The organism is Massilia sp. Root418 (assembly GCF_001425265.1).
Lineage (GTDB): Bacteria > Pseudomonadota > Gammaproteobacteria > Burkholderiales > Burkholderiaceae_D > Rugamonas.
The window spans coordinates 445,486-457,192 of the sequence record NZ_LMEC01000022.1 but is presented as its reverse complement, the minus strand read 5'-3'; the positions used below and the strand labels follow the sequence as shown (position 1 = coordinate 457,192).

At 66.1% G+C, this 11,707-nt stretch carries 8 protein-coding genes; 4 read left to right on the top strand and 4 right to left on the bottom strand.

The features are described 5' to 3' along the window. Positions 1-7: 7 nt before the first annotated feature. On the bottom strand, positions 8-1,213 hold the full coding sequence (locus ASC94_RS22600) for an acetyl-CoA C-acetyltransferase (RefSeq protein WP_056400926.1): 1,206 nt from the start codon (positions 1,211-1,213) through the stop codon (positions 8-10). Positions 1,214-1,240: 27 nt separating this feature from the next. Then, positions 1,241-2,377: an acyl-CoA dehydrogenase family protein gene (locus tag ASC94_RS22595; RefSeq protein WP_056400923.1), complete on the bottom strand. Its 1,137-nt coding sequence runs from the start codon at positions 2,375-2,377 to the stop codon at positions 1,241-1,243. A gap of 82 nt (positions 2,378-2,459) precedes the next feature. Here ASC94_RS22595 and ASC94_RS22590 point away from each other — a divergent pair, with 82 nt between their 5' ends. After that, positions 2,460-3,083 carry a TetR/AcrR family transcriptional regulator gene (locus ASC94_RS22590; RefSeq protein ID WP_056400920.1) on the top strand — a complete coding sequence of 208 codons (624 nt, stop codon included), beginning with the start codon at positions 2,460-2,462 and terminating at the stop codon, positions 3,081-3,083. A gap of 283 nt (positions 3,084-3,366) precedes the next feature. Next, positions 3,367-4,785 carry a guanine deaminase gene (gene guaD, locus ASC94_RS22585; protein WP_056400917.1) on the top strand — a complete coding sequence of 473 codons (1,419 nt, stop codon included), beginning with the start codon at positions 3,367-3,369 and terminating at the stop codon, positions 4,783-4,785. A gap of 71 nt (positions 4,786-4,856) precedes the next feature. Here guaD and ASC94_RS22580 read toward each other — a convergent pair whose 3' ends face one another. Next, positions 4,857-6,215, bottom strand: a complete 1,359-nt coding sequence (locus ASC94_RS22580; RefSeq protein ID WP_056400914.1) for an MFS transporter — start codon at positions 6,213-6,215, stop codon at positions 4,857-4,859. Further along, on the bottom strand, positions 6,215-7,243 hold the full coding sequence (locus tag ASC94_RS22575) for a LacI family DNA-binding transcriptional regulator (protein ID WP_056400908.1): 1,029 nt from the start codon (positions 7,241-7,243) through the stop codon (positions 6,215-6,217). Before ASC94_RS22575 ends, ASC94_RS22580 begins: the two co-directional genes overlap by 1 nt. A 227-nt stretch (positions 7,244-7,470) precedes the next feature. Between ASC94_RS22575 and ASC94_RS22570 the strand changes: the two genes are divergently transcribed. Further along, on the top strand, positions 7,471-10,329 hold the full coding sequence (locus ASC94_RS22570) for a TonB-dependent receptor (protein ID WP_056400905.1): 2,859 nt from the start codon (positions 7,471-7,473) through the stop codon (positions 10,327-10,329). A gap of 12 nt (positions 10,330-10,341) precedes the next feature. After that, the gene (locus ASC94_RS22565) at positions 10,342-11,688 is read left to right on the top strand and encodes a BNR repeat-containing protein (RefSeq protein WP_082616751.1); all 1,347 of its coding nucleotides are present in this window, start codon (positions 10,342-10,344) and stop codon (positions 11,686-11,688) included. Positions 11,689-11,707 lie beyond the last annotated feature (19 nt).

Below are 11,707 nucleotides of genomic sequence, written 5' to 3'. Positions count from 1 at the left end.
GTGCCCCTCAAATGCGTTCAATGATGGTGGCCGTGCCCATGCCGGCGCCCACGCACAGCGTGGCCAGGCCGGTGGACACGCCGCGGCGCTCCATTTCGTCCAGCAGCGTGCCCAGTATCATGGCGCCGGTGGCGCCCAGCGGATGGCCCATGGCGATGGCGCCGCCGTTCACGTTGATGCGGTCGTGCGGCACCGACAGCACCTCCATGAAGCGCAGCACCACCGAGGCGAAGGCTTCGTTCAGTTCCCACAAATCGATATCGGACGCGTTCATGCCGGCCCGCCTGAGCGCCTTCTCGGCCGCATGGCTCGGGCCGGTGAGCATGATGGACGGCTCGGACCCGATCGAGGCGAAGGCGCGGATGCGCGCGCGCGGCTTGAGCCCTGCGCGCTCGCCCGCCGCGCGGTTGCCGATCAGGACCGCCGCCGCGCCGTCCACGATGCCGGAGCTGTTGCCGGCGTGGTGGACGTGCTGCATCTGCTCGATTTCCGGGTAGCGCATGCGGATCACCGCGTCGAAGCCGAACTGCTCGCCCATGTCGGCAAAGGCCGGCTTGAGCGCAGCCAGCGAGGCGGCCGTGGTGGCCGGCTTGATGAACTCGTCGCGCGCCAGGATGGTCAGGCCGTTGCGGTCCACCACCGGCACCACGCTGCCGTCAAACCAGCCCTGCTGCTGCGCATGGTGCGCGCGGCGCTGGCTTTCCGCCGCGTAGGCGTCCGCGTCGGCGCGGCTGTAGCCGTGCAGGGTGGCGATGGCGTCCGCCGAGATCCCCTGCGGCACGAAGTGGGTCTTGAACGCCACTTGCGGGTCCACCGGCCAGGCCCAGCCGCTGGCGCCCATGGGCACGCGCGACATGGCTTCCACGCCGCCGCCGATGGCCAGGTCGGACTGGCCTGCCATCACCTGCGCGGCTGCCATATTGCAGGCCTCCAGGCCGGAGGCGCAGAAGCGGTTGATCTGCACGCCCGCCACGCTTTCCGCGTAGTCCGCCGCCAGCACGGCGATGCGGCCGATGCAGGCGCCCTGCTCGCCCACCGGCTCCACGCAGCCCAGCACCACGTCGTCCACCAGCGCGGTGTCGAGCGCGTTGCGCGACGCGATGGCGCGCAGCGCCGTTTCAGCCAGGCGGATCGGCGTCACGCCGTGCAGCGAACCGTCCTTCTTGCCCTTGCCGCGCGGGGTGCGCACGGCGTCGTAGATGTATGCTTCCATGTTCGGTCCAGGGTCGGGTTGTCAACGCTACAGGCTGCGGCTGATGAGTTCTTTCATGATCTCGCTGGTGCCGCCGTAGACGCGCTGCACGCGGGCGTCGGCCCAGGCGCGCGTGATCGGGTATTCCCACATGTAGCCGTAGCCGCCGTGCAGCTGCACGCAGCGGTCCAGCACCTTGAACTGCATTTCGGTGGCGGCGAGCTTGGCCATGGAGGCGGTGGCCGCGTCCAGCTTGTCCGCCAGCAGCAGCTCGATGCAGCGGTCCACAAACACCCGCATGCAGGTGATCTCGGTCTTGATCTCGGCCAGCGTGTGCGCCACGGTCTGGAACTCGGCGAGCGTGCGCTTGAAGGCCTTGCGTTCGCGGGTGTACTGCAAGGTCCAGTCCAGGCCCGCTTCGGCGGAGCTCACCGCCATGATGGCGATCTGCAGGCGTTCCCACGGCAGTTCCTGCATCAGGTAGGCGAAGCCGCGCCCCTCCTCGCCCAGCAGGTTGGCGGCGGGCACGCGCACGTTGTCGAAGAACAGCTCAGAGGTATCCTGCGCCTTCATGCCGGCCTTCTTCAGGCGCTTGCCTTTCGAAAAGCCCGCCATGGCGGTATCGACCACGAACAGGCTGATGCCTTTCGCACCCGCCGCCGGATCGGTCTTGGCCACCACGATCACCACGTCCGCGTGCCAGCCGTTGGTGATGAAGGTCTTGGCGCCGTTGAGCAGGTAGTGGTCATCCTGGCGGATGGCGGTGGTCTGCACGCCCTGCAGGTCCGAACCGGCGCCCGGCTCCGTCATGGCGATGGCGCCCACCATCTCGCCGCTGGCCAGCCTGGGCAGGTAGTGCGCCTTCAGCTGCGCGCTGCCGTAATGCAGCAGGTAGGGCGCCACGATCTCAGAGTGCAGGCCGAAGCCGAGGCCGGTCGCGTTGATGCGCGCCTGTTCCTCCATCAGCACCACGCTGTACAGCCGGTCCGCGCCGGCGCCGCCGTACTGCTCCGGCATGCTGGCGCACAGGAAGCCGGCGGCGCCCGCTTTTTGCCATACTTCGCGGTCCACATAGCCCTGTTCCTCCCAGCGCTCGTGGTGCGGCAGCACTTCGGCTTCCATGAAGCGGCGCGCCGATTCGCGCAGCATGTCGTGTTCTTCGGTGAACAAAGTGCGGGGAATCATGGTTGTCTCCTTGTATTTTAAGGTCATACGACCTATTATTTATAGGTATGTTGACCTATTTTCTGGAAAAGCGCAATCGGCCATGACCCTGCAACGCAAGGAATCGAACACCACCACCAAGGGTCACGAGCGGGCCGGCGCCATCCTTGCGGTGGCGCGCGAGCTGCTCGGCACCGAGGGCTACGGCGCGCTGTCGATGCGCAGCGTGGCGCTGCGCGTGGGCGTGAGCCTGTCCACTGTGCAGCACTATTACCCCAGCCGCGAGGCACTGCTGGAGGCGCTGCTGAACCAGGCCTTCGACGGCTACCAGGCTGGCATCGACCAGCGCCTGGCGCAGCGCAGCGGTGTTAGTGGCGACAGCGGCAAGGCCGTGTTCCAGTCCATCATCGACTACTTCCTGGACGACTTGCGCGACCAGATTTCCAGCGGCCTGTTCTTCGAGATCGCCGCGCTGGCCAACCGCCATCCCTACGCCTCGCGGATGTTCGACACCATGCTCACGCGCGCGCGCCGCACGCTGCGCAACCTGATGCGCGACATTGCGCCGGAGCTGACGCCGGGCCAGTGCGAGATCCGCGGCGCGCTGATCGTGTCGCAGATGATAGGGCTGATGATCTTCCTGTCCGACACGCGTCCCAAGCACGCCGAGCTGGCCGAACTGCAGCAGGAAGCCACCGCCGCCATAATGCGCACCGCCTTCAACTAGGGCCGCACATTCCTTGACGCGGCGCAGAACGCCGCCGCTCGATACCCGGGCGCGATGCGATCGACGCCGGTGCCAACATCGGCACCTACACCTTGTTCCCGCGCAAATACGCCAGGCGCATGTATGCCTTCGAGCCGAACCCGCAGCTCGCCCGGCCGCGTGACGACTAGCTGGTGCGCCAAATAGACACATAGCCCGTTTCATATAGTCCCCGCCAAGCCTGCCTTTTAGATTGTGCCTCGGCATATACCTCTGCCGAAATAATTTCTATACGGAGACTTTTATGAAACTAGTAGCAGTGTGTGCCGCCGCGCTCGCGGCGGCGTTCCCGGCAATTGCGCAGAACCAGTACCAAAGCACGGCTTACCGCGGCGCCGTGCTGCACTTCGTGGCCGATCCGGCCACCAGCGACCATCCCTACGAATACTATGAAGACGGCGTGCTGCTGGTGGGCGCGGACGGCAAGGTGAAAGCGGTCGGCCCCGCCACCCAGGTGCTGAACACCTACCAGCAGGTGAACGTGGTGGACTACTCCGGCAAGCTGATCATGCCGGGCTTTATCGACAGCCACGTGCACTACCCGCAAACGGAAATGATAGGCTCCTTCGGCCAGCAGCTGCTGCAGTGGCTGGAAACCTATACCTTCCCCACCGAGCGGCAGTTCGCCGACAAGACCTATGCAAAAAGCGTGGCCAAGGTGTTCCTGAACGAACTGGCGCGCAACGGCACCACCACCGCGCTGGTGTTCGGCACGGTGCACCCGCAATCCGTGGACGCGCTGTTCGAGGAAGCGCAGACGCGCAATATGCGCATCATCGCCGGCAAGGTGATGATGGACCGCAATGCGCCGTCCTGGCTGCTCGACACGCCGGCATCTTCCTACGCCGACAGCAAGGCGCTGATCCAGCGCTGGCACAACCGGGGCCGCGCACTGTACGCGGTGACGCCGCGTTTCGCGCCCACCTCCACGCCGGCGCAGCTGACGGAGGCGGGCCGCCTGCTGCAGGAATTCCCGGACGTCTACATGCACACCCATTTGTCCGAGAACAAGGGCGAGGTGGCGTGGGTGCAGGAGCTGTTCCCGGAGTCCAGCGGCTACCTGGACGTGTACAACCGCTACGGCCTGTCGCGCAAGCGCTCGGTGTATGCGCATGGCGTACACCTGCGCGACGACGAATTCGCTTCGCTGGCGCAGACCCAGTCGGCGGTGGCGTTCTGCCCCACCTCCAACCTGTTCCTGGGCAGCGGCCTGTTCGACCTGCAGAAGGCGGAAGCGTACGGCGTGCACGTGGGCCTGGGCACGGACGTGGGCGGCGGCACCAGCTTCTCGGCGCTGCAGACCATGAACGAGGCGTACAAGGCGATCCAGCTGCACAAGGCCTTCAGCGACACGCCGGAGCAGCAGCGCCCGCTCACCGCCCTGAAAGCCTATTACCTGGCCACCTTGGGCGCCGCCAAAGCGCTCGACCTGGACGGCAAGATCGGCAGCTTCAAGACCGGCAACGAGGCGGACTTCATCGTGCTCAACCCGAACGCCACCGACCTGCTGCGGTTCCGCATGCAGCGCGCCGCCAGCATCGAGGACAAGCTGTTCGTGCTGCAAACGCTGGGCGATGACCGGGCGGTGGAGAAGACGTATTTGATGGGCAAGCGCGTGTACGTTACCACCGGCACCGGCGGCTACGACTACGGTAACAACTAGCGGGCCCGGCGGGTTACGCCCTTCGGGCTAACCCGCCCTACGGTGGCGCCACAGGGGGCTCGTAGGGCGGGTTAGCACGCATGCAATGCGTGCGTAACCCGCCGCAGCCGCAGCAGGCAAACCACTGCCAGCAGCGCGCACACGGCGCCGCTCAGGATGGTGAGGCGGTAGTCGTGCCCGGACAGGTCGAGGATGGGCCCCTGCGCACTGCTGACCAGGATGTTGCCGAACACGACCATCAAGTCCTTGGTGGAGTTGTATTGCACGAAGCGGGCACGCGGGAACAGCGCCATCGGCATCGACGCGGCAGCCGTGAAGTAGGCGCCGGAGACGATGATGTGGGCCATGTAGAACACCCGGAAGCTGGCCTCGTCGCGCACCGCCAGATAGCCTGCTGCGGCGGCGATGCAGTACAAGCCCATGAACAGCGACGATAGCCGCACCGCGCCGTAGCGGTCCGCCAGCCAGCCGACGCCGAAGGCGGAGGCGATGGAGAACATATAGCCGTAGGCCGTCATGCTGCCCAGCGACGCTTTGGAGATGCCCATGGCCTGCGCATAATACTGGCAGAAGGTGTTGAAGGGGCCGAAGGTCACGCAGGCGAACACGAAGGCGGCCACGATCCACAGGTAGGGCCGGTAGCGGAAGCATTCCAGGATGTGGGCGCGCGGCACCAGCAGCGTGCGGCGGCCGCGCGGCGGGTCCGCCTCAGTTGCCCCGCCCGGCGGACACACTTCCTTCACCGTGGCGCACATGACCAGGATGGCCAGCGCGAACACCACGCCGATGGTGGCCAGCACCTCGGCCAGGTAGTGGTCGGTGAGTGCGAAGACCCAGGTGTTGAAGGCGATGCCCAGGCTGAGGCCGACAATGCGGAAGCCGGCGAAGAAGCGGCCCAGCAAGCCCTGCGGCACCACGTCGTTCACCAGCCCGGTAAATAGCGAGGCGGCGCTGATGGCGGCGCACTCGAACACGGTCCAGAAGAGGCAGAACCAGCCCAGGTTGCAGTTGCGCGCGCCGGGCGAGGCGGCGCCCAGCATGGCGTGGGTCCAGCCGCCCAGCAGCGGCGAGAGGGCCAGGCCCAGCATGGCGGCGCAGCCGACCGGCGCGATCACCAGCAGGAAGGGACGGCGCCGGCCCCAGGCGCTGCGGAAGCGGTCCGAGTGGTAGCCGATGAACGGCACCAGCAGCACGCTCAGCATGGCCGGCACCGTGGCCAGCAGCAGTGAGGTGGTGGTGTCGGAGGCGGCGTTGCGGCGCAGCAGCTCCAGCCCGGTGGGCACGGCCACGCGCTCGCGCATGGCGATGCCCAGGTCGCCCAGCATCAGCCAGCAGCCGATGGCGAACAGGCCGGCGGCCGTCAGCGGCAGCGCAGCGCCGCGGCTGCGCTCGGGCGCGGCGGCGGTCAACGCTGCGCCGTCGGCGGACATCAGGCCGCCAGGACCACGCTGGGCGCGGGACCGGTGGAATTGCGCACCACCAGTTCCATCGGGAAGGCGATTTTTTTCGCCGCGGCCGGCTCGCCTTGTATCATCTGCACCACCTCGCCCACCGCGCGCGCCGCCATCTCCTTGAGCGGCTGGCGCATGGTGCTCAGGGTGGGGAACTTGCCGGCGGCGGTGGGAATGTCGTCGAAGCCCATCACCGAGATATGGCCCGGCACCTTCAAGCCCTGGCTGTGGATGGCGTCGATGGCGCCGAAGGCCATTTCATCATTGGCGGCAAAGATGGCCGTGGGCCGCTGCTCCAGCGCCAGCAGCCGCTCGGTGGCCGCGTAACCGCCCGCCTGCAGGAAGCCGCCCACCTCCATCAGCTCCGGCAGCACCGGCAGACCGGCTGCCGTGAGCGCATCCACATAGCCCTTCTGGCGCTGGGCACTCTGGCCGGTGCCCTTGGAGCCGGCGATGAAGGCGATGCGCCGGTGGCCCAGCCCGATCAAGTGTTCGACCGCGCTGCGCGCAGCCTGGCGGTTTTCCACCGCCACCACCGGCACGCTCACGTCGCGCGCCTCGAAACTGAAGAAGACGGCCGGGATGCGCTGCTGTTCGATCACGTCCAGGTAACCGTCGTCGGCGTTGGGCAGCAGCAGCACTAGGCCGTCGCACAGCTTGCTGAGCATGTCGCAGGTGGGCGCGCGGCCGGGGCCGTCGAAACGCTCGGCGTTGAAGATCAGGATGTCGTAGCCGATGCGGCGCGCTTCCTGGCTGATGGCCTTGGTCATTTCGTGCAGCACCAGCGAGCCGTAGTTATTGACGAACACGCCGATCAGGTTGCTCTTGTCGCCGCGCATGCGGCGCGCCAGCATGTCGGGCGTGTAGTTGAGCTGGGCCGCCGCCGCCATCACGCGCGCGCGCGCCGCCTCGGACACATAGCCGGTACCCCGTATCGCCCGCGACGCCGTGATCGGCGAGACGCCGGCGATCTTGGCCACTTCGCTCAATTTGCTGGTTTTACCCATGTTTTTTCACCGCTGGTCTGCAATGTGGTCACGATACCACATTGCCTGAAATCGTTTCAATACCAAATTCATTATAAAAATCAAACGCTTACCAAAACGATCAAAAAGTTGATTAAAACAGTGGTCGTATGACGACAGCCGAGGTGGTAACGTAACCACATGGTACTGACAACAATATTAAAAGTACCTGGGGAGATGGTCTGACTGTCGTTCACTTGGAGGAGCACATGAATAAGAAGATTTTGGCCGCGCTGCTGCCGGCAGCCCTGGCCGCCGCCTACGGCGGCACCGCGAACGCGCAAGAGGCCCAGCCGGCCGTCACTGCGCAGCCGGCCGCAGCGGCCGCCGTGCCTGAAGTTAATACCGTGGTGGTCACCGGTTTCCGTTCCAGCCTGCAAAAAGCGCTGAATTTGAAGATGCAGGCCATCGGCGTGCGCGATTCCATCGTGGCGGAAGACATCGGCAAATTCCCCGAAGCCAACGTGGCGGAATCGCTGCAGCGGGTGCCCGGCGTAATCCTGAACCGCGACGAAAGCTCGGCCGAAGGCCAGCGTATTTCCATCCGCGGCCTGCCCACCGAGTATTCGGTGACCACGCTGAACGGCGCGCCCGTGAACACCACCTCCACCAGCACCATCGGTTCGGCCGCGCGCGGCTTCAACTACGACGTGTTCGCTTCCGAACTGTTCGGCCGGGTGGACTTCTACAAGTCGCCGCTGGCCGAGCTGACCGAAGGCGGCCTGGGCGGCATCGTCGACCTGCAGACGCCGCGCCCCTTCGACAATCCGAAGCGCACCGTGCGCTACGCGCTGTCCGAGTCCTACAACACCATGTCCAAGAAGGCCGACCCGAGCGGCTTCGCGCTGTACTCCAACACCTGGAACGACGTCGGCTTCCTGATCGGCGCGGCGCACTCGTCCAGCGTGAACAACCGCTCCGGCTTCGAGGCCACCGGCGGCTACAACAGCTCGGCGCGCGGCAGCCTGAGCCCGGTCAAGGGCAACTTTGCCGTCGCGCTGGATTACAACGACCCGCGCGTGAACCTCGGCGGCCTGACCCGCGACCAGGTGGACAACGCCCTGCTGCCGCGCATCTACCGCTTCTACGGCTCGGCCAACGACCGCACGCGCGACGGCCTGGTGTCCTCGCTGCAATACAAGAGCGGCGGCCTGAACCTGAGCCTGGACACCTTGTATTCCAAGCTGAAGAACACCCGCGACGAGATGTACTTCGGCCTGCTGGTGCGCAACAGCAAGACCACCAACCCGGCCGCGCCCGCCGGCCAGGCCGGCCACAACGGCTTCGTGCCCATGGGCGTGAAAGTCGATCCGGAATCGAACCTGCTGACCGGCACCTTCGGCAACACCTCCTACAGCAGCGGCGTCACCTACAGCGAAGACGAAACCAAGTTCGGCTACACCTCGCTGAACGGCCGCTGGGCCGCCAGCGACAGCCTGGTCCTGAGCGGCCAGCTGAGCGTGAACAACAGCAAGGCGATGAGCTACCAGGACACCCTGTCGGGCCAGATCTTCGGCGTCACCTCCACCATCGACTACGGTTCGGACCACGTCTACCCTTCGCTGTCCTCGACCTCCAGCTACACCGACCTGAACAACTACCAGGGCTTCGACGTCGGCACCGGCTGGACCCGCGAGACCGACAAGGCCAAGCAGGGCCGCCTGATCGCGGACTGGGACTACCAGCTGCCGGGCGAATGGCGCGGCCACCTGAAGGCGGGCGTTAGCTATGTGGACACCACCAAGGGCATCAACAAGCGCAACGGCACTGCGCTGGCCAAGGCCAAGATGAACCAGCTGGGCACGGCCGGCATCCGCAGCGGCATGACTACGCAGCTGCCGATCGGCAACCTGGACATGGGCGCCGGCTGGCCCAGCTCGTGGGGCACCTTCACCCGCGACTACGCCTACTCCACCTTCGATCCGCTGGCCAACAACACCGAGGCCACCTTCACGCCGGCGCAAAGCTTCACGGCGGGCGAGAAAGTAACCACCGGCTTCGTGCAGTCCGACTTCATCGGCAAGGTGATGGAGCACGAGCTGCGCTTCAACGCCGGCGTGCGCTACTCGCGCACCGAGACCGACATCGACAACTTCAAGCAGCAGGGTGCCAGCCTGACCTATGCGCCGAACCAGGAATCGGGCGCCTACCACAACCTGCTGCCGGCCTTCAGCGCCGCCTTCGACGTGACGGAGAACCTGATGTGGCGCGCCTCGTGGGGCAAGACCATCAGCCGCGCCTCGCTGTCCATCATCGCCGCGCAGACCGTGATTCCCAACCCCTTCGACAACACGGCCACCGCCGGCAATCCCGGCCTGCGTCCGCAGCAGTCGAGGAATATGGACACCAGCCTGGAGTGGTACTTCCAGCCGGGCAGCCTGCTGTCGGCCGCCTACTTCAAGAAGGACCTGACCGACGCTACCGTGGCCAACACCAGCAACACCACCTTCGGTGCGCTGGGCTTGCCGGACACGGCGCTGGGCGCGATCTTCCAGAACGCGCAGGGCAAGGTCGATCCCAACCTGCCGATGACCTTGCGCAGCTACACCAACGCCGGCCAGCAGACGCTGAAGGGCTACGAGCTGGCTTACCAGCAAGCCTTCACCTTCCTGCCGGAACCGTTCAAGGGCTTCGGCGCGCTGGCCAGCTACACCCACATCGATCCGTTCAACAGCGCCAAGTGGATCACCAACGCCGGCAAGGAGATCCAGGTCAACTCGGTGCCCAAGTACGCCTACAGCACCACGGCCTACTACGAGAACGGTCCGCTGGCGGTGCGCCTGTCGTACAACTACAAGGGCCGCTCGCTGCACGGCGACAACCCGCGCAACCTGGGTGACGACCTGATCCGCTGGCGCGCCGCGCGCGGCTACCTGGACGGCAACATCAGCTACAAGATCAATGACATGCTGGAACTGCGCATTGACGCGATGAACCTGTCCAACACGCTGAGCTACGACTACTTCGAAGACGCCACCGGCCAGTTCGGCAGCGGCAAGAAGACCCGGATGGACTACGCCAAGTACGATGGCCGTACCATCAAGATCGGCATCCGCGGCAAGCTGTAAGCGGGAAAGCACATGACCGTTACCACCCGCCCGGCCACGCTGCTGCCGCTGTTCTTCGCGGCCGCGCTCTGCGTCCTCGCGCCGCCCGCCCCCGCGCGCGACGCGGCGAAGAACGCGGTGCGCATCGTCGGCGTAGCGCCGGGCTGGGCCGGTAACTCGGTCAATGCGGTAGTGTTCCGTAAAAACTCCCTCGTCACGCATGGCGACACGCAATACATCGCCTTCTACGACAAGGATGCCTGGGTGGTACTGGGCAAGCGCAAGCTGGGCGGCACCGCGTGGGAACTGCGGCGCAGCCAGTACCAGGGCAATGTGCGCGACGCCCACAACAGCATCAGCCTGATGGTGGACGGAGCCGGCTTCCTGCACCTGTCCTGGGACTTGCACAACCAGCCGCTGCGCTACGCGCGCAGCGTGCGCCCCGGGGCGCTCGAACTGACGGAGACCATGCCGATGACGGGCGAGCAGGAGCGCTCCGTGTCCTACCCCGAGTTCTACCGCCAGCCGGACGGCAAGCTGCTGTTCCTGTACCGCGATGGCGGCTCCGGCCGCGGCGACCTGGTGATGAACCGCTACGACCCGGCCAGCGCCAGCTGGACCCGGCTGCACAGCGCGCTGATCAGCGGCGAGGGGCAGCGCAGCGCCTACACCCAGGCCTTTCTCGACCACCAGGGCACGCTGCACCTGTCCTGGGTGTGGCGCGAAACGCCGGACGTGGCGAGCAACCACGACATGGCGTACGCCCGCTCGCGCGACGGCGGCCTGACCTGGGAAAAATCCAGCGGCGAGCGCTACACGCTGCCAATTACGGCAGCCTCCGCCGAGTACGCGGCACGCATCCCGCAAAACAGCGAGCTGATCAACCAAACATCGATGTCCGCCGACCGGGAAGGCAATCCCTACATCGCCAGCTACTGGCGCGAGGCCGGATCGGCGGTGCCACAGTACCGCGTGCTCTACCTGCGCGGCGGCGCCTGGCAGCGGCTGGACCTGGACTTCCGCAAGCAGCCGTTCTCGCTGAGCGGCATGGGCACCAAGGCCATCCCCATCGCGCGGCCGCAAATCATGGTGAACATCCAGCGCGAACAGCCGTCCGGCCTGCTGATCTTCCGGGACGCCGAACGCGGCAGCAAGGTCTCGGCCGTGCGCATCAGCGACTTCGGCCAGGCGCGCTGGAGTGTGCGCGACCTGACCGACGCCTCCGTCGGCGCCTGGGAGCCCAGCTTTGACACCGAGCTGTGGCAGCGCAGCGGCGAACTGAATCTGTACCTGCAAACCGTGCAGCAGGTGGACGGAGAAGGCGTGGCCAAGGCCGCCCCCTCCCCCGTGCGCGTGCTGCAATGGACACCCGACTTCTGACTCCCCATCCACGCAAGGA